Here is a 21,303-nt window from a genome sequence, read left to right on the forward strand (position 1 = left end):
TTTCCAAAGGCGAGCCTGGGTGCTGGATGCCGTCCGGAAAAACCACGCTGCAGAGGGCAGGGGCAGATGGGCTGAATAAGTGGAATGGCAGCACTTGCCAGGGCCCGCCCAATGTGGAGCCGGCCCTGAAAACTGCGGCAGTCAGGATCCCCAGATTGCCTGCTGGTGCGCCTCCTCGCCGCTCTCGAAAATGTGCGGCTGCACACCGCGGCTGGCAAGCTCGCCCTGCATCTTCAAGCGCATGAAGGCGCTGGTGGTGTAATGGGCAATCGTGGCGCTGTTTTTCTCCAGCGTCTGTCCAACCGAGGCGGCGTAGTCGTCTTGCAGGTCCTCGGCGATGCGGAAGCCGTTCTGGTTCATCACCATGCTGACATCGCGGCCGCTTCTGGCGAAGGCGTCCTGCAGCACCCGGTCCAGGTCCTCGACGTCCTGCTTCTTGCGGACGCTCCAGCCTTCGAGGTTGAGGAACATGGTGTGGCGGGCGGCGTCATAGGTGACGCGTTCGGAAAGGTTGAGGTTCAGGAGGTCGTTCATCAGCCCCATCGGCTCATCCTGGAAGATGCGGTCATCCATCAGGGCGACGTTTTCGATGATCGGCTTGAACTCCATCTGGTCGAGGATGTCGCGCTGCAGGTCGATGCCGGGCGCGATTTCGATCAGCTCCAGGCCCTTGGGGGTCAGCTGCAGCACACAGCGTTCGGTCACATAGAGTACCGGCTGCGAGCGCTGGGAGGCGTAGGGGCCGGAGAAGGTGATCTGTTCGATCAGGCGCACGAACTTCTTGTTACGGCCCTCTTGGACGATGCGCAGCTCGCCGTTTTCAACCGCGACCTTCAGGCCGCCCGCGGTGAAGGTGCCGGCAAAGACCACGGCGCGGGAGTTCTGCGAGATGTTGATGAAGCCGCCGCAACCGTTGAGGCGCCCGCCGAAGCGGGAGGCGTTGACGCTGCCCTCGGCATCGCATTCGGCCATGCCGAGACAGGTAAGGTCGAGACCGCCGCCGTCGTAAAAATCGAACATCTGGTTCTGGTCGATGATGGCGTCGGCATTGGCGGAGGAGCCGAAGCTGGAGCCGCCTGCCAGCACCCCGCCGACGGCGCCGGCCTCGGTGGTGAGGGTGATGTAGGGGGTGGCTTTTTCTTCGTTTGCCACGGCCGCGACGCCATCGGGGGCGCCGACGCCAAGGTTCACGGCGCCGTTCGGCGGCAGTTCGAAGGCGGCGCGGCGGGCGATGATCTTGCGCTGGTCCAGCGGCATCTTGGCGATGCCCTCCACCGGCACGCGGATTTCGCCGGAAAGCGCCGGATTGTGCTGCACTCCGTAGTTCATCCGGTGCATCTCCGGGTCATCGGCGACGCAGACGCAGTCCACCAGCAGGCCGGGGATCTTCACGTCCTTGGGCTTGATCGAACCGTCCTCGACGATGCGTTCCACCTGGGCGATGACAATGCCGCCGTTGTTGTGGGCGGCCATCGCCTGGGCCAGACAGTCCAGCGTCAGCGCCTCGCGCTCCATGCTGATGTTGCCGGAACGGTCGGCGCTGGTGCCGCGGATAAAGGCGACGTCAATTTTCGTGGCCTTGTAGAACAGCCATTCCTCTCCGTCGACTTCGTGGTAGCGGACGATGTCCTCCTCGGTGACCTTGTTGACCTTGCCGCCGCCATGGCGCGGGTCGACATAGGTGTGCAGTCCGACCTTGGAGAACAGGCCGGGCTGGCCGGCGGCGCAGGCGCGGTAGAGCTGGGAGATCACCCCCTGAGGCAGGTTGTAGCCGCAGATCTTGTTCTCCTGCGCGGCCTGAGCGACCTTGGGCATGCGGCCGAAGTTGCCGGCGATCACCCGGCGCAGGAGCCCGTCGTGATGCAGCCGCCCGGTGCCTAAACCCTTGCTGTCGCCTGCGCCCGCGCACATGATCAGGGTGAGGTCGCGGGGGGCGCCTTCGGCCAGAAAACGCTTTTCCAGCGCCGCATGCAGCATTTCCGGGATGCAGCTTTGCACGAAGCCAGTGGTGGTCACCACGTCGCCGTCGCGGATCAGCGCCATTGCCTGTTCTGTGGTTGTCGTCTTGTCTTTCATGGCTGCGCGTCCTCCCCCGTGCCGGTTGCCGCCGGATCGGGATCAGTATCCTGACGGCAGTATGGTCGGGAATGTTAGGCGCTGCGCGGCACGCGGCTGTCTTTCGATTGCGTCAGCGTTTTGGGGAGTTACGACATCCGCCAGGAGGGGGGGGCGGGAAGTTTCCGATCGGCGTCATCCTGTGTCCGATAGGGCGAGCGGCCCAAAATTGCCGCTCGCCCCAAGGGGATTGTGCATTTTGCCTGCTCAGAACAGATTGAAGCCGGAGTCGTGCCAGTCTCTCAGCGTGAGACCCTCAAGGGCTACAGACCAATTACCACCGTCGGAAACCTCGATATAATCTCCGTAGTCAGTGATCTGCAGTGAATGGCGTGTCGCGCCGTACGCCTTGATGAGGTCCACGCCAAGCTCGAAATCCGTGATGGTGTCGCCGCCAGTGTGTGATGACCGGAATACAAAAAGATCGGCTCCGGCACCACCTGTGAGCAGGTCATCGCCCATCCCGCCAATCAACAAGTCGTTGTGACCGCCCCCATCCAGAATGTCATTGCCACCTTTGCCGCGCAGCTGGTCATTACCGTTGCCGCCCAGCAGTTCGTCGTGGCCTGTGCCACCGTTGAGGCGGTCATTGTGTGCACCACCGAAAATAAAGTCATCCCCGGAGCCGCCGCTCAGAAGGTCTCTGCCTTGGCCGCCGGCCAAACAGTCGTCACCGCGGTTTCCGACCAGGGTATCCCATCCGTTGCCCCCCCGCAGGTCATCATTTCCTGCGCGCCCTTCTAGGTAATCTGCTCCCTTGCGCCCGTGAATAAAATCGCGAGCGTTGCTGCCTGTCAGGTCGTCACTGCCATTAGTGCCGATCGTGCGGTCCATGGCAACAAAGACGTCTTTCTGGAGCAGGCTGACGTCCGTGTTGCGGACGATGATCTCAGACAGTTTTGTATCCCACAGCTCGGTCAGTTCCTTATCCGGAATACCCTCGCGCTCTTCGCTCCAGTAGGGGTCGCCATCGCGAAGGCGGGTGAATTGATCGATCATGACGATCGTGAAGGTTTCGCCCAGCAGGCCATCGCCATGTGGATCTTCGGCCAGGCCTCCAATCCAGGCGTCGACCAAATCGGTATCGCCATAAGCCTCCTCGAGTTTGGCCGCCAATGCTGCGTCGGACGTGATGTCGGAGAATTTCTCGGCCGGCGACAGCCCCAGGGCTTCGCGCAGCTCATTGTAGCTGGCAACGCCCATATCCCGGCCGCGCTGGATGTTGAGAGCGGCAAGGTCCAGCCCGCCGGCGCCGGGCGGCCCGAACAGGAAGGAGCGCACGTCCTCAACCACCTTGGTGTCAACGGCTTCCGAGGTCTGCGTGGCGGCGCCGCGCAGCACGTTTTCGATCATGTTTTTCTGGCTGATCAAGTGCGGCTGGAAAAAAGCATCGCGCAGGGCCAGCGGATCCAGTTGATCTCCGCTCTCGGTAACGCGTTTCAGATTGGCGGAGAGCAGCGTGTGTCCCAGCCGGTAGACCGCAGTGGAAAATTCTATAGCGATCCCCGGATTAACAGTCGGGTTGTAGCCCTGATAGGCGCCGAAAGCATCCTCTCCGATCAGGATAGGCAGGAACTCCTTGAAGGTTACGGCTTGCACCAGAGCCTCGACCCGGGCGCGGGCGGCTTCAAAGAGCTGATCATCTGTCAGCATCGGGTCTCTTGCGGCCAATTCATCGACCAGGCGGTTGTGTTCGCGTGTGAACAGGGTGTGCATCGAGGTCAAAGCGACGTTTTCAGCGGCACGGACGTCGCCTGTCAGGAAGCCGTCTCCGTCCCGGAGCAGAAGATCGTCTTCTGTCATCTTCAGCTTGCCGCCGGCGCCCCGTATTGCGTTGAGCATCTCTTCGGTCGATCCGTAGATCATTGAAGCGTCGATATAGGCCGTGATCTCGTTGTGATACCCGTCGTGGTGGTGCTCCACCCGGGTAAAGGGAATGATCGCCTGGCCGGTGCCGAAGGGATCGAAGAACGGATCGCCTGCGGGCACTTTGATATGTGCGGTGATTTCGCTTTCTGCGCCGGATAGTGACAGATCGTGGTCCAGAAACTGCCCCCAGATCCATAGGAAGTCGGAGGCGCCTCCGGCTGTCTGCGTGCTGCCGTGCTGCTGTGACAGGATATTCGAAATCTCGCGCGGGTTGGGCCGGTCGCCACCGGCCATTTCTCCATTCGGGCCCAGGCCGCTGGGCGCCATCAGCATCAGCGCTGTGTTTGTTGCGCCCCAGTCCGGATGGTCGGGATTTGCGGAAGTGCCATCAGCGGGGCGCGCGGCCCCGATCTCTAAATTGGACATGTGATCCCCCAATCACTCGTTACTTTTACTAAAATGCCGCCGCGCACTGCACGCTCCCCAGCGAACTGCGGCAGGCAGCCACCTGCTGGCCCCAACTAAAAAATACGGCCAGGGACACAGGATCACCTTTCAGTTTATCATATTTTTGTGAGAAATTGTGAGTTTTCGTGATGTTTTTTTAGCGCGGAAGTTGTTGGGTATATCTCTTGAGGCCGCCGAAGCGGGTCCTTTTCAGGCCTGGTTGACCTGCGAATCTGCTCCTCCTGCGGACGGGCTGCATGTCCACTCCGCAATATGGTCCAGCAACTCCTTCTTGCGCACAGGCTTGGAAAGGAACCCGTCCATTCCGGCCGCACGGCAGGCAGTTTCATCAGCACTCAGGACATTAGCGGTGAGCGCAAGAACAGGGCAGGGCTTGCGTCCATTAGCCCGTTCCAGCTCACGCAAGCGCCGGGTCGCCTCCAGCCCGTCCATGACAGGCATCGACATATCCATCAGCACCAGGTCGAAATCCTGAACGGCGAATGTGTCAACGGCCTCCTGGCCGTTACCGCAAATGGTAAGTTGAATGCCGGTCGGGGCAAGCATCTTTTTCAGCACCAGCTGGTTGGTGCGGTTGTCTTCGGCAGCAAGAACCCGCAGCTCGCCGAACAGGTCTGCCGCGCGCCCGGTATCGGGCGGACGGGGGGCGTCCGAGGGAACTGCCCCGGTGTTCAGGGCTTCCTGCAGCGTCTGGAGCAGCAGTTTGCCGCGGGCAGGCTTCATCAGCACATGCACCGTGCTGCAGTCCCTGAGCGCCTGATAGCTGGCGATCACGGGACTGCCTGCACAGAAAACGATCGGCAGATCGCGGCAGCCCGGCAGGCTGTGAAGCTGCAGGCAGAATGCCCTGGCCTGCTCCAGCGGCAGGCTTGTTTCGACCAGAACCAGATCCGGCCGGCAACCGTCATGCAGCTGAGCTTCCAGCTGCACCAGCAGCTCTTGAAGGCTGGGAGAAGCGACAGCGGTTGCACCCCAGAACTCCAGCTGGCGCAGCCTCACATCGCGGGAAAAGGGAAGGTCGGCAATGACTGCCACATGCCTGCCGGCAAACGGCCGCGTGGCGGGCGGAACCGGCTCTGCCACCGGCAGCGTCAGGCATACGGTGAAGCAGGAGCCATTGCCGACCTCAGATGCCACATCGATCCGTCCGCCCATCGCATGAGCCAGGCGCGAGGAAATCGCAAGCCCTAGACCTGTGCCCTCGAACCGCCGGGCTGTTGTGCTCTCGACCTGCTCGAAGGCGTGGAAGATCTGGCCAATGCTGTCTTGAGGGATGCCGACTCCGGTGTCCCGCACATCAATGCACAGCGGAATTTTATGGCTGTCGTCGTAGTTGAGCGTTAGGCTGACTTGTCCCTCCAGCGTGAACTTTACCGCATTGCCAACGAGGTTCATCAGGATCTGGCGCACGCGTCCGCCGTCACCCAGGAAAACCGCCGGAGTGCCTTCGGGGATATCAATGCAGATTTCCACCCCCTTGGCGGTGGCGCTGGGCGACATCAGCGCCGCCACGTCGTAGATCACGTCGCGCAGGTTGAAAGGCTGCTCAAGCATCTGTGTCTTGCCCGCCTCCAGCTTGGAGAAGTCAAGAATGTCGTTGACGATGCGCAGCAGTGCCTCGGAAGAGGCGAGGATGGTGCTGGTGCAGGACTTCTGCTCAGGTGTAAGGCTGGTCTCATTCAGCACCTCTGCCATCCCGAGCACGCCATTGATGGGCGTGCGGATTTCGTGACTCATTGTGGCCAGGAAGCGGGATTTGGTTTCGGTTGCGGCTTCGGCCCGGGCTTTTTCCTGCAACAGCCGGTCGGCGATCCGTTTCTTTTCCTGCAGGCTGGTTTCCAGCGTGTCGAGCGCGGTGAACACGGCAGCAATCTCGTTTCCGCTTGCCGGAACTGCAGGGTGTTCACGGGTGGCGAGTCGCCGCAGCTTTCGGGTTGCCAGCTGCATCGCGGAAGAAAAGCCGCGCGCCCTGCGCATGGCAAACATCAGCGCCGCTGTCATCAGCAGTGCGGTCCCGGTCAGCCCCAGCACCAGGATTCGAGTCAGCGCCTCGTTTGCCGCCGCAACTGCCCGACCGGCATACTCAGCAGCCAGGGCGGTCACGGTATCAGCCTGGCGGGTGACGGCCTCGCTGCTCATCGCTAGCGCGCCGAGTGTCGGGACCTCTGGTTCAGCCTTGATGCCCAGCAGCACAACCGCCTTAACGCACCAGTCCGCCAAGGCATTGTCCAACGCCTTGACCTCGGCCCGCAGCGGGGCCTGAAGCGGCAGGTCCTGAAGCGCAGTGAGGTCGCTGTTGATTGCATTCAAATGCCTTTGGAATTGCCGGGCCACCTCTGCCTGCGGGATGAGCCGTGTCATAGACAGCACCTCCAGCGCGTAGACCTCAGCGGTGGTGATGCCGGCGGTGACGCGGCTGGTGCGGCGGGTGACTTCCAGCGAGGATTCCAGCACCGCATCCTTCCGGGCCGAAGCAAAAACCGCCATGCCGCCAACCAGAATTGCAGCAAACAATGCCGCCGCCGCAATCACCAGAACCGGCAGGACAATCGATCTTTTTATATTCATGTCCGGGAGCCCTCAGCCGCGTGCATCAGTTGGCCGGCAGGATTGGGGACGGCACATTGGTTCCGGTGTCCGTCAGCGTTTCCAGAAAGGCAATGAGGTCTGCAATTTCATCGCCAGTAATGGCAAAGCCTTCAATGTCGGGGGTGCGGCCTGGAGCCGCGGCCCCGCCGGCGGCATAGTGCCGGATCACCTCCTCAAGTGATGCCAGCGACCCATCGTGCATGTAGGGTGCCCGCAGCGAGATATTGCGCAGGCCCGGGGTTTTGAAGCGGTGGATCTGGCCCTTGCCGGGCGGCTCCAGTTCGCCGCTGCCCGGATCGCTAGCCTGCAAGCCGATGTCATACAGCCGGTTGTCTGTAAACATCCACCCAGCGTGGCAGGACACGCAATTTGCCCGTCCGGTGAACAGCGCAAAGCCCCGTTTGGCGGCATTGGAAACGGCCGTTTCATCCCCTTCCACCCAGCGGTCGAAGCTGGCGACACCGCTGACAATGGTGCGCTGGTAGGTGGCCAGCGCGGTCAGCACGGTTTCCTTGCGGATGCCTTTGCCAGGAAACAGTCGCTCAAACCACAGCCGGTAATCGCGCACCGCCGACAGCCGTTCTGTGATGCCGCTGAAGGTGGCGTTCATCTTGTCCCCCGCAGTGATCGGTCCGATGGCCTGCTCTTCCAGGCTGGCGGCACGCCCATCCCATAACAGCGGTGTGATCCAGGCGGCATTTAGGAGGGTCGGCGCATGCCGTCGGACTGGCGTGCCTGCTGCGCCCATGGCTTTGGGGACCGGCACTTCCCAGCCGAAGGAAGGATTGTGGCAGCTGGAGCAGCTTATGTTCTGACCGCTGGAAAGGCGCGGGTCGAAAAACAGCATTTTACCGAGGGTGGCGACCTCGCGGCTATAGGGGGCAGAAGCGGGAAAGGGCACCCTTTCGGGGCGCTGAAACGCTTCGAGCCCGGCCGTTTGGGCCAGGCTCTGGACTGTCCACACCAGCAGCGACAACGCCGCCGCGGCAGCAGTATTCCACCGCATTCAGGCCTCCTCGTCCTCTGTCAGCCCTAGTTAACCGGATTGGCAACATCTGAGAAGGCCGTAAAAATAAGGTGAGCTAAACCTGCTTCGCGGCTGTTGAAGCAGGCTATGACGGGGTCCGGGCCGGTTTGCCGGAGACCTGTTTGCGGCCAATGCGCCGGGTGACCAGCCATGGGCCGATCTTCAGAAGCAGCAGCGCAAAGCCGGCAGTCCACAGGCCGGAAGAGACGGTGAATCCATCCAGGCCAGCGGCCAGTTCCGCGCCGCCTGCAATGCGCGCGGCTGCTGCGCCGAGCAAGAGCATGAAGGCAATGGTCAGGGCAGGGCCTGCAACCAGGGGCCGGCCGGTATGGCCCATGGCCGCGCGCATCATCACAGCCAGGGTCATGCCGCCAATGGCGCCGATGCCCAGAATGTGGGCTGGGGCTGCGGGTTCCAGCATCCCGAAGGGCACGCCGCCTGCTGCGACCAGCCCGGCAGGCACCAGCGCATAGGCCAGGTGCAGCATCAGCAGCAGCGGATCCGGCAATGCGGCAAGACCGCGCCAGCGTGCCAGCCTCATTATGTGCAGCAGACCGGCGGCTAGCAGCAGCGCGCCGCTGACGGCGGCCCAGGGCGCTGCGGTCCATGCCAGCAGCGCGGCGGCACCAAAAACCAGCGTCACCGCATCGAAGGTTCCAAACGGAACCGGCATCCGAGCGGCCCCCCGTTGAGCCAGCCAATTGCGGGTGAAGCTGGGAATGATGCGGCCGCCGATCAGCATGATCAGGAAGATCAGCACCGCTATGCCCAGACGGCGCGAAACATCCGCCGCGCCCGTTGTCATAGCTTCGATATGAAAACAGGCATTGGCGGCACCAAGAAGGGTGACCGGAACCAGGACCTTGAGGTTGCGCCAGTTCTCCCCCGCGATGATTTCACGTGCGATCATGGCAATGACGGCGGCCAGGAAAGCGCAGTCCACAGCCATCACACCTAGCGCGGTCAGTCCCAGCCACCCGGCCGCCGCAAGCCGCCCCAAGAGCCAAAGGCCAAAAATCAGCGCCAGCGGCCAGCCGCGTGCAGGCATCCGGCCGGTCCAGTTCGGCACCGCTGTGAACAGGAACCCCGCCACCACCGCGGCACCGTAACCGAAGATCATTTCGTGTATGTGCCAATCGGTGGCCGGAAAAGGGCCGCTGTAGTCCAGGCCGCCTTGCCAGATCAGCAGCCAGACGGGAATGGCCAGCAGGGCAAACAGGCAGGCGCCCAGAAAGAACGGCCGGAAGCCGTAAGAAAACAGAACAGGCTCAGTGTTGTTTGTCCGCGCAGCCATGATGGCCTCCGTCGCGTCCGGTCAACGAAGGGCGGGCGGCGCTGGTCAGGTGCCGCCCGCCGGTTTGGCGCAAGGGACGCAATCTTTCGCCAAACCCCGCGGTCAGAGCCAGCGGGCAGGGATGAGCAAAACTTACTCCGGAGCGGATTACCCCGCGTTCCCGCATGGTTGTTTCCTCAGCCGCCACTATGCGATAACGGCGGCGGGACCACTTTGTTCTGCAGCAAACTCTCGGTGCATTCTTGTCAAAGCTCGACGAAAGCCTTCTGACCGGGCTGCCGCCCTTCAGCCTCCTGAAGCGCGGCCAGATCCGCGACATCCTCGATCAGGCGCTGCCCAGGCGCTATGACGAAGGCGCCGAAATCTTCCGCGAAGGGCACGATGCCGAGCGCTTCCACCTGTTGCTGGATGGCTATGTCCGGGTGGTGAAGACCACGGAGGGCGGAGAGCAGATCATTGCGCTGCATATTTCGCCGGGTCAGCTGTTCGGCATTGCGCCCGCGCTGAACCGCGATACCTACCCGGCAACCGCAGTGGCCGCCTCGGAAACGCTGGCGCTGTCCTGGCCGGTGCGCCTGTGGGCGAAGTTTACTGCCGAATACCAGGGCTTTGCCACTGAAAGCTACGAAACCCTGGGGCGGCGGCTAGGCGAGATGCAGACGCGGATCACTGAATTGGCGACGCAAGCAGTGGAGCAGCGCGTTGCGGCGGCGCTGCATCGGATGGCAACCCAGTCGGGTCGCGTGGTGGAGGAGGGGATCGAGATCGCCTTTCCCGTGACCCGACGGAATATCTCCGAGATGACCGGCACCACGCTGCACACGGTGAGCCGCCTTTTGTCGGCCTGGCAAAGGGACGGTATCGTTCAATCCTCCCGCAAGCATATCGTAGTGACCGCTCCGCAACGGCTGGCAGCGCTGAGCAAGCCGCAGCGGTAGCGGGCGGACAGGCGCAACTGCGGCAGCTTCGCAAGTGGCCGCGTGAAAAAAGGCCCTGCAGAGCAGGGCCTTGCACCATTTAACTTTTGGGACGAGGTAAGTGGCAAGGCGGCTGGGGGTTAGGGGGAGCCGCCTTGCCGCGGGATCAGCCGGCCGTTGCCAGCAGGTCGGCTTCCTCCGCTGCCTTCACCTCAGCCAGATCCGCCTCGCCGTCGGCATTGGCGTCGATGGTCGCAAAGGTTTCCTCTGTCAGATCGGGAAAGGCCGCCTGCAGCTCTTCCAGGGAATAGGTGCCATTACCGTCGGTATCGGCTTCGGTGATGGATTCCATCGCCGCCAGAGGCGAAGCGGCCAGAGCCGTGAGGGCGGCGGCGGTCAGCGCGAATTTTTTCATGTGAGACACTCCATTCGTTTGATTTGATCTTCCAGCGGCCGCGGTGTTCCGCGTGCCATGGCACATTGCTAGGCTGATGCTGCGCCGGCTGCTATCCTCTTGAGCCGGCCCGGCGGTTTCCGGCGCCCGCGTGCCGGAACTGCCCGGTCTGCCCGGCGCTTTGCCGCTCCGGAAAAACACTGGTCCTTTATCCGCCGACGGTTTGGCCCCGGTCTTGCGGTAATCTGCCTGTCCAGATGGCGGCGGAATATTCAGCCGCCCGCGTGGACAAGGCCTGAAGGCCCTCTAGGTTGCATAGATGTGTGCTGGCTGGCGGGTATTGTGGGTGTAAGAACGGAAATCATAACGGATCTTGGCACGCTGGAAGCGTTGAAGCCTGCCTGGACGGAACTGCATGGCGCCTCCGGCGGAGGACCGTTTTCGTCAATGGACTGGATTCTGTCCTGGTCCTCGGCCTTCGGGGAAGGGGCCGCACCGAGGATCGGCTGTGCCTGGCGGGATGGCCAGCTGACGGCGGCGCTGCCGCTGGGCGTGAAGCGGGAACCGCTGTGGCGGGGCGGGCCGCAGATGCGCAAACTGTCGATGCTGTGCAGCGACCGGGCGGGGTTTCACGATGTGCTGGCCGTACCGGGGCAAGAGACGGATGCTGCCGCGCTTTTGGAGGAAATGCTGGCGGCCCGGGACTGCGACATCGCGGATCTGACGCCGATGCGGGCGGCGGCGGCATTTGCCCGGATCAGCGGGACGGAGGGCGGAAGCCGGTTCCGCACCCGGCAGCGCCAGGAAATCCGGGCAGTGGTCTGCCGCCATGATGATGGTCTGGAGGCTTGCCTGGCGCGGCGCAGCAGGAAGTTCCGAAGTTCGCTGCGCGCCGGCCGCCGGGCACTGCAGCAGCGGGAGCATGAAATGCTGACCGCAGACAGTCCTGGTGCCGCAGCCGACCGCATCCTGGAGGCTGCGCTGGCGCTTTCGGCCCGGACCTGGAAAGCCCGGCTGGGCACTGACATCGGCACCGGCAAACGCACGCGGCTTTTCTTTCAGGAGCTTTGGCGGCGGATGTCAGCCAGCGGCACGATGGCGGTGCATTTGCTGACCATTGACGGACGCCCGGCGGCCAGCAGCCTGTGCGTCGAGGCAGGCGGCACCTCTTACGGGCTGGTTCTGGATTTCGACGAGACATACGGCAAAATTTCTCCGGGACGGATCATGGCCTGGCGGGGGATCGAGGCTGCCATTGAGCGTGGTCTCAAGACCTCGAACACATTGCGCTCAACACCGTTCCTGGATCGTCTGGGAGATGAATTCGAAACTTTTCACCGGCTGCGTGTCTGCCGCCGTTACGGCTGGGGCGACCTGTTGCTGACCACCCAGGACCTGCTGCGCCCGGTGGGTAAAAGAGCACGCAAGCTGAAACAATTGCGCACCAGAAAGCGGTCCGCCTTCGTCGGCTGACCCAATTGGCATAAGGAGGGACCGCGGATGGCCCGCCGCACTTTCAATACCAAGCTGCAGGCCCGGTTCGCCGGAGTGGCCGTGTTTGTCTGCCTGGCTGCTGCCACGGCAGTCGCGGGATCGCCAGCTTTGGGGCCGGGAGACGACGTCAGCATCTCGGTGCTGAACCGCGAAGACCTGTCGCGGGACTACAGGATCCGGCCCGATGGCAAGCTTTCCTTGCATGTCGTTGGCGAAGTGCCGGCGGCAGGGCAGACCCCGGCGGAACTGGAGGCGAAGCTTGAAGCCTTGCTGAGCGATCGCACGGGCCTGCCGGCATCAGTTGCAGTGAGCATAGCGCGCTGGCGTCCGGTATACGCGCTGGGCGATGTTGTCTCGCCCGGTGAAATCGCGTTTCGCGAGGGGCTGACGGTCGGGCGCATCCTGGCAGTGTCCGGCGGGCTGTACCCGCGCGAAAGCGAGACAGCCTCCAGCCAGCTGGACATACGGATCGCGGACGAACGCTCCAAGATTGCGGTGCGCCGGTCCGCAATGGTGGATCTGCATGCGCAACGGCTGCGGCTGCTGGCAGAAAGTTCCGGTGCGGTCGAATTGCAGCCAGATGCGGAATTTTCGGCTCTGGCCGGGCCGGAGGCGGACCAGCTGATAGCCGAGCAACTGGCGATCCTGCGCTCCCGGGTGGAACGCGACCGGGTGCGGGCGGCCTCTGCGCAGACCCAGGCGGATCTGGCCGCCAGGGAAGCCAGTGCCTTGGCCAATCAGCAGGCCATTCTGCGTGAGCAAATTGAAACCAGCGCTAAAGCGTTGAAGGATCTCGAAAGCCTTCTTGACCGCGGTTTGACCAGCACTGAGCGGGTGCGCCAGCTGCGCAGCATTTACAACGACGAGAATATCGAACTGATGCTGTCGGCCAGCTATGAAGCCCGTGCGCGTCAGGCGGAAGTCAACCTGCTGGCCTCGGTCGAGGATGCCCGCCGGATGCGAGCGGAAGACATCACCGCGGAGCTGGCCAGGGTGATGGCCGCCATCCGCACCGAAGAAGCCGAAATCGCCGCCTCGCGCGAACTGATAAGGGCGCTGTCCGCGGCGTTGGGCCAAGTGCCTGCCACAGGTCCGCTGCTGCCGCCGGAGTACCGCATCCGCCGCAATGCCGGTCAGGGAGAGCAGGTGCTGCCGGCTGCGCTGGACACAGAGGTTCTGCCCGGGGATCTTGTGGAAGTCCGCCGCGGCGGGTTTGCAGTGGCGGAACCGGGGTAGCGGCTGCTGGCCGCCCAGGCTTCGCAGCAGGGACCCCGCCCTACCGGATGCCTGCTGCTTTGCGGCCTGCCGTGGAGTGCGGAGGACTATCCGCGGACAACAATCCGCTTGCGAACCTGTCAAACGCCAAAGCGGCGCGTTCTTCCAAGTAGGCGGCGGCCGCCTCCTGTCCGCAAGCCAGCAAATTTTGCTCCGGAGGCGAGCGCAGCGCCTCAAGGATTGCACCGGCCAGGGCATTGGCGTCTCCGGGGGGAACAAGCACCCCGAGCTTGCCGCCTTGCAGGATCGCTTCAGGCCCCGGGCAGCGGCTGGCGATCAGCGGCGTGCCTGCTGCCAGGGCCTCCACCGCGACATTGCCGAACCCCTCGCGCAGAGACGGCAGAACCGCCAGCTCTGCCCGCGCGAATTCGCGCAACAGGTCCGGGGAATACCCCATCAGCCGAACATGATCCGACAGGCCGAGGCTGCGTGCCAATGCTTCCAGCGCAGAGCGTTGCGGACCGGTGCCGTAGATCAGCAGCCGGGTGCCCGGCCAGGCCTGCCGCACTTGCGCAAAAGCACGGATCAGCACGTCATGCCCCTTGTCCGGGATCAGCCGCCCGGCGGCCACTATTCTCCCTTGCCGCCGGTTTGGCGGGTCGCGGTGCAGACGGTCCAGCTCGGACGCGTTCAGAACTGGGTTCGGCAGGCATGCCAGCGGCGGGCCAGGCAGAGCCAGCGCCTCAATCCAGCCTTCGCCGATCTCTTGCAACGGCACCGCCAGCCGGTCCGCCCTTGGATAAAGCATGCGGATCAGGGTTTTCCGCAGCCGCGGATGGCGCGCACCGGCCAGATAGTTTTCCGCCGTAGTGTGTTCGGAGATAATCAGCCGCGGCCGGATCCGGAGCGGCAGCAGGCAGACTGCCAGGACAGCGGAGAGGTTCATGGCATTTGTGCCGGCGTAGAGAACCGCAGGGGGGTGCTTGCGCAGCATTCGCGCCATTGCCGAGGCCCGAAGCAGCAGCCCTTTGCCTCCGCATGCCAGCATTGGCAAATCGGAGGGCAGCTGCGCCAGCAGCTCGCCCTCGGCGCGGTTCAGGATCAGCAGCGGCGCCCAGCGGCTGCGGTCGAGGCTGCATAGCAGTGACTTCACCACCATCTCGATCCCGCCCGCCTTCAGATGCGGCAGGGCAAAGGCGATGCGCTGCGGTTGCATGGTGCTCCTGCTCCGTCCTTCAGGGCAATTCCCGGGTCAAACCGGAAATGGGCTCTATATACTTTGCTTGTGTTCAACTGAGAGTAGCTCCGCAATGGCATTGCTCAAGTGCCGTCCGCGCAGGCGGGCGGGTTTCATTCTGGCAGTCGCAGCCGGTCTGGCGGTTGGCAGCACCGCTGCTGCAAGCCAATGCTCCGCGGACAGCCGGCACTGGCGTTTTGACGATGCCGGCGAAGGGCGCGGTTTCGCGCATGTGCAATTGCAGCGCGGCGCGGCGGTTCCCGCCGAGGACCCGCTGCATCCGGGAAATCAGGTGGCGCGCCTGACAGCAGGTCCCAAACAAAAGGGTAAGGTCGGTAAGGCGGACTATGTTCACCGTTTCCAGCCGCTGCAGGCCGGCAGCGTGGTCCTGATGCAGGCCCGGTTCTATTTTCCGCCCGGCACACCGCTCAACAGCCTGATCCTGATGGACCTTGAGTGCGCCTCATGCGGGTTGGACACCAATCCAGGTGTGCGGCTCTACCTGCGCCGCGGAATGCTGCGGGTGGACCGTTCCAAGATCGGCATCAAACAGGCGTTTCTTCCATCGGTTCCGCACATGATGGCGGCGGGTGTCTGGCATGAGCTGTCCTGGCAGGTGACGCTGGGCGCCGGGGAACAGGGCCGTTCGGTTGTGAGGCTGGATGGCGAAGTGGTCAGCGACGCCCGCGGCACCACGGTTCTGACGCAGGAAGTCGTGTCCCGCCACATGGATGTTGCCGTGCAGGAACAGGCTGACCGTTTCCAGGTCGGGGTGACCGCAAATTCAAACCCTCAGACGGTGGAACTGCTGCTGGATGATGTCCGCTTCTGCCAGCTTTGAAGGGGGTCAGATGATCTGGTGCAGCACTGCGCAGATCCGTTGCAGATCCTGCGGCCGGAGGCCCGGATGCACAGGCAGCCGCAGCACTGAGCGTTTGAGCGCCTCAGCTTCGGGATGGCTGGCTAGGTCCACCGCGTGGTGGAACTGCCGCCAGAAGCGCACGGACTGGATGTTTTCCGCGTGCAGGGCAGCATGCACCCGGTCCGCGTTCCGGGTGAACAGCGGAAAAAATGCCGGACAGGCGCCGGCTGGCAGGTCCGGCATCAGGGAGTGCATTCCGGCGTGCCGCGGCACGTTGTCCTGCAGGGTTTTGAAATTTGCCCGGTGGGCGGCACGCACTTTGCCGCTGTCAGCCATACGCAGCAGAATCCGGCTGAATGGAGATATTCGCCCGCCCATGTCCGTTTCGGATATTCCGGCGCGAGGGTGCCAGGCTTCAAGCAGATGCGCGGGCGCATCTGCTACTGGCCGGGGAGCCGCAATCCCGCGCCGCAGGACGCCTTTCAGGCCAGCCAGCGCGGGCCGCAACGGCATTGCTGTCAGCCGGTCCGTCGCTTTGCAGCAGGGCCGCCGCAGCCAGAGCGCACCACCATCCGGCAACGGCAGTGTTTTCACCAGGCTGAACACAGACATGTCCCCCTGTCCGCCCAGTGAGGCGCCGTCAGGGGTGCAGGAAAACAGACCGAGCGCGACATCTTCGATCACCGCTGCTCCGTGTTCCCGCGCCAGGGCCTGCAGTTCCCTGAGGGGTTGCGGATAGCCGAAGTAATGGATGGCATAGACCGCCGCGACAGCGCCGCCCTGCAATTGGCGCCGTATGTCATCAAGATCCGCGGACAGGTCCTGCTGCAGCCGGTAAAGGGAAATCTTCATGCCGGCCGCCAGAACCGCGTCTGCCTCGGACCCGCAATGCCAGGCGGGGAGCAGCACTTTCGCACCCTTGGGCAGTCCCAGAGCGCGCAGCCCTTCGCGAATTGCAAACCGCCCGTTGCGGGTCAGGGAGGTGTGCGGGCTGCCGAAGGGGAATGGCAGCGCATTGCGGCGCAGATGCAGCCGCAGCGGCGGCGATTTTGGGATGACCCGTGAGCGGTTCACGCAGCCCCCCGGCGCACAGCCTTGTGCAGCAAGAGACGGATCCGCGCGGTTTCCGGGACTTTCAGAAGCGTTGCAGCGGCCACATAGACCAGCCCGCCGCAAAGGGTGCAGAGGGCGATCAACAGGATCATTTCAACCCGGCCGGCAGTGCCGGATCCGGCCGCTGTTTGAGCTAGCCGGATCGCGATGGCGGCAGCCGCAGAGGCAATCGCCATTGCGGCAAAAGGCCATGTTTCCTGAAGCTTAATTAGCGGCCCGTGGGAGCGGATCAGCCAGAAGTACAAAAGCCCCATCAGCAGGGTCATTGAAACAAGCGAAGCTGCGGGCACTGCCAGAATGCCGAATTCGGGCAGAAGCAACCAGTTAAGAGCAACCCTGACAGCCAGGGCAGCGCTGATCGAAGTGGCAATGATCCTGACATGCGGCAGCCGAGGGTCTGCGAACAGTGCTGATGCCAAGGCTCCCAGCACTGCATTGACCAGGAGAAGCGGAGCCAGCCAGGCGACAATGCCGGCTGTCTGTGCCACCGCCCAGGGGGCAAACGCGCCATGCCCCAGCAGCGCCGAGACCAGCGGCCTGTTCAGCATGAAAAGCGCAACGGCGGCGGGCATTACAAAAAACAGCGTGGCCCGCAGGGCCTCCTGCACGCTGGTCCGGAATGCATCCCGGTTGTCCTGAGCCAGATGGCTCGCAAATTCAGTATAGTAAACAACCACCACACTGCTGGTGACCACGCCGGGCGCCATGTTGGTCATCCTCTGGGCAAACTCCAGCGTGGCTATCCCGCCTTCTCCGGTCAGCGAAGCCATGGCCATGTCGATCCAGGCTGCACCGATCACGTGAAACTGCGACAGCAGCATCGCCCAGATGCGCCGCTGCGAATAGGGGACCTGCGGGGAAGGCGTTTTGACAGGCGTCCAGCTGCGGGCCAAGGCCTGGCGGAGGCAGAATGCAAAAAGTCCTGCCATCAAAACCGTGCCTGCTGCAATTGCAAGCGCAACGGCGCCAATGCCGAAGGCGAATACGGGCACCAGAGCCAAGGCGGCGACCGCGCAAAGACGCGGTATCAGCCGGGCAATCACGGGCATCCGGAACAGCCGAAGCGCGTTCAGTGTCGCTCCCGCCAGCGCTGTTGCGGCGGACAGCGGCAGAACCGCCAGCAGAACCCGGAAATAGGTTTCTGCGGCCTGCCGCTGTGCGCCGGAAAAACCAGGGGCGAGAAGCGCCACGATCTGCTCGGAAAAAACAAAGGCTGCAGCGCATATCACTGCAGCTGCAAGAAACACCTGCCAGAGCCGCTTGCGCAAATGCACGGACAATGCGTCCGGTCCCCGGGTCTCCGCGAGCCGTACCAGCGGCGGAACCTGCAGCAGATGAAAGGCGCGTTCCAGCCCGGCGGCAGCATTCGAGACCAGCCGGCGGGCAAAGAAAAAGGCATCCGTTGCAAGCCCCGCGCCAAACAGGTTTGCAATGGCCAATGCAATTATCAGGCTCAGCCCCATCCCGGCGGTTTTCCAGAAAGTGACCGAGATAATATTTTGCAGTGTTCCCCGCTGCTTCATACGCGGCACTTTCCTGAAACCAAGGAATTCTTTACCAGCTAATCACCTTAGCTCCGTTCCTGAATACGGCCATTGGTTTGAGGGAAATTGTTGTTCTGCCGCGGCGGAACGCACGGCCGATCGGCCAAAGGGTGTGGGCATCAATTTTTAATTTATTACTTTAAACAATGAGTTATGGTTCTGTACGCCCTTTGGCGTATGCCGGTTGGTCAATTGACACGAATCGTCTCCTTCCATTGCAATGGGGGCAGGGGACATCGCAGATTTCACCGTTTCCTATTTTTAAGGGACGGTGAACGGGCCTGCGGAACTATCTCAAATACTGGGAATTGTATGGGGGTATACAATGAACCGGGTTTTCTTTCGCGGCCCGTCCGGGGGGGGCGGCGCTTCAACTCGTATTGAGGATCAGATTACTGTTTCTCCGCGGAGACCGGGGGCGGTAAGCCGCAGGGCCAAACCAAAAATGCAGCGTTCAGGCGCTGCGGAGGCGACAGAGGGTATCGGGGCGGAAGAAATTGTTCCGGGTCCGGCTTCTGATCCCTTTTCAGGCGTAAAGGCCAAGGGGCTGCTCAGCGGCGCTGAGCTGCGCACCGGTTACGCGCCTTCCAGGCCGCTTCTGGATGCCGTGATCAACCGTGGCTTGGCGTTGCTGCTGCTGCCGCTTGCCAGCCCGCTTATGCTGCTGATCATTATCATGCAAAAACTGCTGGTTCGCGGCCCCGTGTTTTATGCAGGGCGCCGTCTTGGCAAGGACCGGAAAGAATTCAATATCCTGAAGTTCCGCACGCTCAGCCACAGCGCCGAAACCGTGACCAGTGACCGGACACTGCCGCGCCGCTCTATGACGGAAACCCGCATCGGCCTTTATCTGCGCCGTTCGCGGCTGGACGAACTGCCGCAGCTTATCAACATCCTGCGCGGCGACATGGTGTTTGTCGGCCCGCGCCCGATCCGGCCGGAAATCGAAGACCTCTACCGCGAGGAGGCGCCCGGTTACGAGGAGCGCTTCCGTATCCGACCGGGGCTTGTCGGTTTCGCACAGGCGCTGATGACCCACGAAACACCCAAGAACCTGCGTGCAAGATTCAACCGGATGTGCTGCCGCACTCCGATCCGCTACCGTGCTGCTTTTGGCTTTCTGGCCTATGTCGGCTTCTGCGTGCTGACGAAATCCGCCCGGCTTGCGCTGTCCGGAGTTGCGGACCAATTCCGTCCGCTGGCGCAGCATAAATGGCTGCGGACCGGCTTCAATTGCCCCCCTGACAGTAAAGTTGAACTGTCCGCCGGCAACAGCACCCACGTCGGAGCGATCTGCGGCATTTCGGACGAGATTGTGCAGTTTGTCTCCACCCGCCCTTTTCCGGAAGGCGAGCATTTTCTGATGCTGGTGCGGAAACGCAAGTCCGGCCGTATTTGCCGCCTCAGAGTTCGGGCCAGAATTGAACATTGCGAACCGGTCGGCATCGGCCGCAGCGGATTTGCCAACTATGCGACCTATTCCACCACATCGAGGGGGGCCCGGCATTTCGTCGAGCGCTACTTGCTGCAATCGTCGGTAATTTCATCATGACCAGGAGCTGGCGGCGGCAGGCGATTGCAGCACGTTTGACGGGACTTTGCTGCGGAGTAGCACGCAACCGTCCGGGAGGACGGCCATGATTGCTCATTACCGCCAGTTGCTGCGCTACTACTGGGGACTGGTGGCCTTCACCTTTGTAGTGCTGGTCGGCGGTACCGCCGCAATCAGCACCTTTCTCCTGTACCTCTCGCCAGTGTACACCGCGTCGGCCAAGGTTTCGCTGCTGCCGACCCAGACAGAACTGGCCTTCAGCCAGAACTTTGTCCGCTCAACCACAATCAACCCGGCAAATCTGCTGACGCAAACGCATATCGAATATCTCCTGAGCCGGGAAATCGCCGCCAAGACCGTTGACCGGATGATAGCGGAGCAGGCTGAAGGACTGCCGCGGCCGGCGGCTGCGGCTTCAGCCCCATCAGAAGCTGACCGCCGGCTTACGGGTCTCAAGAACCAGATTGCGGAGCGCTTCACCAGTTTCCGGCGCAGTGCCCGCCGGGTCTACAACATCGTGAACTCTGGACGCCACGTGCAGATCGATCCCTACACTGACGCAGTGCTGACACTGCAGGATTCCATTGATGTGGATATGATTGAAGGCACTTACATCCTTAAGATCAAAGTCTATTGGGGCAAGCCCGAGGCGGCCGCGGCGGCAGCCAATTTCGTGGCCGAGGAGTATGTTTCCTATGCCCGCGCCCAGGCTGACGCCGCCTCGCGCCGGATGGAAGAAGTGCTGAGCCAGGAAATAGCCAAGGGCAATGGCAATTTCTCTGAGCTGGAAGATCAAATCAACGCGCTGCGGTTGGCCAGGGCCAACAATTTTGCTGCTTTACGGGTCATCGATCCTGCAATCGTGCCGGTTTACCCCGCCTTTCCGAGGGTAATCGTCAATACCGTCTTTGCCATCGCCGGCTGGATCATGGCGTCGGCCTTTCTTGTGATATGCGCGGATACGTTTTCCAGCACGGTCAAAACGGACGCCGACCTGCGGCGGCTGTTCGGCCCGCGTGTCCTGGGCATTATGCCGCTGCGCCGTCCTAACCGGGCCAAGCTGGCGGAACTCGCCAAACAAATGAACCTGCAATGCAATGCCATTCCCTGGCAGGGGGCGGTGACGGCTGTCGGAAGCGACAAGGAAAGCCGCCGTTTAACCGCGGTGATCGAAGTTGCGCTGCGCCGCCTCAAGGGGCGCCAGAAGCAGTATGCGCAGTATCAGCAGGGAAACGCCAGAACCGCAGAGGCGCAAGGAGGTTCAACTGCGCTTCAGGCTGTGCCCGGCGGTCCCAGTGAGACGGTAGTACAGCTTGGGCGGCTGCTGGACGGGCGTGCCGAGGCGGCACCTGTTAACGGGGTCAAGGTGACTGATCTGGGCGGTGCGGATGAGAGTTTTTCCATGAACCAAGCCAGGGGGTTCAACTGGGTTGTGATCGGGATACGCCCAGGCACCGTGGCCGAGGAAACGCTCCAAGGCTTGACTGCCCGCCTTCAGGCGCAGGGTGTGGAGAATGTTTTCGGGGTCTACCTGAAAGGCTGACAAAGGAGGTGACCGGGGGTGCGCAGGCACAACACATCCTTGGCCGGAGGCTGCCGCAAGGCGCAGCGGC

At 62.7% G+C, this 21,303-nt stretch carries 15 protein-coding genes; 6 read left to right on the forward strand and 9 right to left on the reverse strand.

Features of this window, described 5'->3' with window-relative positions:
• Positions 1-141: 141 nt before the first annotated feature.
• From KUV26_RS15545 to KUV26_RS15565, 5 genes are all read right to left on the reverse strand, one after another.
• Positions 142-2,076, reverse strand: coding sequence for an acyl CoA:acetate/3-ketoacid CoA transferase (locus KUV26_RS15545; RefSeq protein ID WP_222508987.1), 1,935 nt, complete (start codon positions 2,074-2,076; stop codon positions 142-144).
• 246 nt (positions 2,077-2,322) lie between these two features.
• The gene (locus KUV26_RS15550; RefSeq protein WP_222508988.1) at positions 2,323-4,410 is read right to left on the reverse strand and encodes a peroxidase family protein; all 2,088 of its coding nucleotides are present in this window, start codon (positions 4,408-4,410) and stop codon (positions 2,323-2,325) included.
• A gap of 231 nt (positions 4,411-4,641) precedes the next feature.
• Complete coding sequence (locus KUV26_RS15555; RefSeq protein ID WP_222508989.1) at positions 4,642-7,020, reverse strand: response regulator; 2,379 nt, start codon at positions 7,018-7,020, stop codon at positions 4,642-4,644.
• A 25-nt stretch (positions 7,021-7,045) separates the two neighbouring features.
• On the reverse strand, positions 7,046-8,047 hold the full coding sequence (locus KUV26_RS15560) for a cytochrome-c peroxidase (protein WP_222508990.1): 1,002 nt from the start codon (positions 8,045-8,047) through the stop codon (positions 7,046-7,048).
• A gap of 106 nt (positions 8,048-8,153) precedes the next feature.
• A complete protein-coding gene (locus KUV26_RS15565; protein ID WP_222508991.1) occupies positions 8,154-9,362 on the reverse strand; it encodes an NnrS family protein in 1,209 nt (402 codons plus the stop codon).
• Between the two features lie 242 nt (positions 9,363-9,604).
• Between KUV26_RS15565 and KUV26_RS15570 the strand changes: the two genes are divergently transcribed.
• The gene (locus KUV26_RS15570) at positions 9,605-10,300 is read left to right on the forward strand and encodes a Crp/Fnr family transcriptional regulator (RefSeq protein ID WP_222505234.1); all 696 of its coding nucleotides are present in this window, start codon (positions 9,605-9,607) and stop codon (positions 10,298-10,300) included.
• Positions 10,301-10,445: 145 nt separating this feature from the next.
• Here KUV26_RS15570 and KUV26_RS15575 read toward each other — a convergent pair whose 3' ends face one another.
• Entirely contained in the window at positions 10,446-10,694 is a 249-nt protein-coding gene (locus KUV26_RS15575; RefSeq protein WP_222508992.1) for an EF-hand domain-containing protein, read from the reverse strand.
• Positions 10,695-11,120: 426 nt separating this feature from the next.
• On the opposite strand from KUV26_RS15575, the gene KUV26_RS15580 reads away from it, so the two are divergent.
• Both KUV26_RS15580 and KUV26_RS15585 read left to right on the forward strand, forming a co-directional pair.
• Entirely contained in the window at positions 11,121-12,146 is a 1,026-nt protein-coding gene (locus KUV26_RS15580) for a GNAT family N-acetyltransferase (protein WP_222508993.1), read from the forward strand.
• Between the two features lie 27 nt (positions 12,147-12,173).
• A complete protein-coding gene (locus tag KUV26_RS15585) occupies positions 12,174-13,403 on the forward strand; it encodes a polysaccharide biosynthesis/export family protein (RefSeq protein ID WP_222508994.1) in 1,230 nt (409 codons plus the stop codon).
• A gap of 40 nt (positions 13,404-13,443) precedes the next feature.
• Here KUV26_RS15585 and KUV26_RS15590 read toward each other — a convergent pair whose 3' ends face one another.
• The gene (locus KUV26_RS15590; protein WP_222508995.1) at positions 13,444-14,598 is read right to left on the reverse strand and encodes a glycosyltransferase; all 1,155 of its coding nucleotides are present in this window, start codon (positions 14,596-14,598) and stop codon (positions 13,444-13,446) included.
• A gap of 94 nt (positions 14,599-14,692) precedes the next feature.
• On the opposite strand from KUV26_RS15590, the gene KUV26_RS15595 reads away from it, so the two are divergent.
• The gene (locus KUV26_RS15595; protein ID WP_222508996.1) at positions 14,693-15,460 is read left to right on the forward strand and encodes a polysaccharide lyase; all 768 of its coding nucleotides are present in this window, start codon (positions 14,693-14,695) and stop codon (positions 15,458-15,460) included.
• Positions 15,461-15,466: 6 nt separating this feature from the next.
• On the opposite strand, the gene KUV26_RS15600 is transcribed toward KUV26_RS15595, so the two are convergent.
• Positions 15,467-16,555, reverse strand: coding sequence for a DegT/DnrJ/EryC1/StrS family aminotransferase (locus KUV26_RS15600; RefSeq protein ID WP_222508997.1), 1,089 nt, complete (start codon positions 16,553-16,555; stop codon positions 15,467-15,469).
• Complete coding sequence (murJ, locus tag KUV26_RS15605; protein ID WP_222508998.1) at positions 16,552-18,117, reverse strand: murein biosynthesis integral membrane protein MurJ; 1,566 nt, start codon at positions 18,115-18,117, stop codon at positions 16,552-16,554. The genes KUV26_RS15600 and murJ overlap by 4 nt, the downstream gene beginning before the upstream one ends.
• 466 nt (positions 18,118-18,583) lie before the next feature.
• Here murJ and KUV26_RS15610 point away from each other — a divergent pair, with 466 nt between their 5' ends.
• Both KUV26_RS15610 and KUV26_RS15615 read left to right on the forward strand, forming a co-directional pair.
• The gene (locus KUV26_RS15610; protein WP_222508999.1) at positions 18,584-19,690 is read left to right on the forward strand and encodes a sugar transferase; all 1,107 of its coding nucleotides are present in this window, start codon (positions 18,584-18,586) and stop codon (positions 19,688-19,690) included.
• Between the two features lie 85 nt (positions 19,691-19,775).
• Complete coding sequence (locus tag KUV26_RS15615; RefSeq protein WP_222509000.1) at positions 19,776-21,233, forward strand: hypothetical protein; 1,458 nt, start codon at positions 19,776-19,778, stop codon at positions 21,231-21,233.
• The last annotated feature ends 70 nt before the right edge of the window (positions 21,234-21,303 follow it).

This window comes from Leisingera daeponensis (assembly GCF_019801465.1).
Taxonomy (GTDB): Bacteria; Pseudomonadota; Alphaproteobacteria; order Rhodobacterales; family Rhodobacteraceae; genus Leisingera; species Leisingera daeponensis_A.

Excerpts from the sequence above, each read along its gene's own strand:
- KUV26_RS15585 (WP_222508994.1), top strand. The coding sequence starts at position 12,174 with ATGGCCCGCCGCACTTTCAATACCAAGCTGCAGGCCCGGTTCGCCGGA.
- murJ (WP_222508998.1), bottom strand. The coding sequence starts at position 18,117 with ATGAAGCAGCGGGGAACACTGCAAAATATTATCTCGGTCACTTTCTGG.
- KUV26_RS15575 (WP_222508992.1), bottom strand. The coding sequence starts at position 10,694 with ATGAAAAAATTCGCGCTGACCGCCGCCGCCCTCACGGCTCTGGCCGCT.
- KUV26_RS15580 (WP_222508993.1), top strand. The coding sequence starts at position 11,121 with ATGGACTGGATTCTGTCCTGGTCCTCGGCCTTCGGGGAAGGGGCCGCA.
- KUV26_RS15560 (WP_222508990.1), bottom strand. The coding sequence starts at position 8,047 with ATGCGGTGGAATACTGCTGCCGCGGCGGCGTTGTCGCTGCTGGTGTGG.
- KUV26_RS15615 (WP_222509000.1), top strand. The coding sequence starts at position 19,776 with ATGATTGCTCATTACCGCCAGTTGCTGCGCTACTACTGGGGACTGGTG.
- KUV26_RS15610 (WP_222508999.1), top strand. The coding sequence starts at position 18,584 with ATGCAGCGTTCAGGCGCTGCGGAGGCGACAGAGGGTATCGGGGCGGAA.
- KUV26_RS15595 (WP_222508996.1), top strand. The coding sequence starts at position 14,693 with ATGGCATTGCTCAAGTGCCGTCCGCGCAGGCGGGCGGGTTTCATTCTG.
- KUV26_RS15565 (WP_222508991.1), bottom strand. The coding sequence starts at position 9,362 with ATGGCTGCGCGGACAAACAACACTGAGCCTGTTCTGTTTTCTTACGGC.
- KUV26_RS15545 (WP_222508987.1), bottom strand. The coding sequence starts at position 2,076 with ATGAAAGACAAGACGACAACCACAGAACAGGCAATGGCGCTGATCCGC.
- KUV26_RS15550 (WP_222508988.1), bottom strand. The coding sequence starts at position 4,410 with ATGTCCAATTTAGAGATCGGGGCCGCGCGCCCCGCTGATGGCACTTCC.
- KUV26_RS15555 (WP_222508989.1), bottom strand. The coding sequence starts at position 7,020 with ATGAATATAAAAAGATCGATTGTCCTGCCGGTTCTGGTGATTGCGGCG.
- KUV26_RS15590 (WP_222508995.1), bottom strand. The coding sequence starts at position 14,598 with ATGCAACCGCAGCGCATCGCCTTTGCCCTGCCGCATCTGAAGGCGGGC.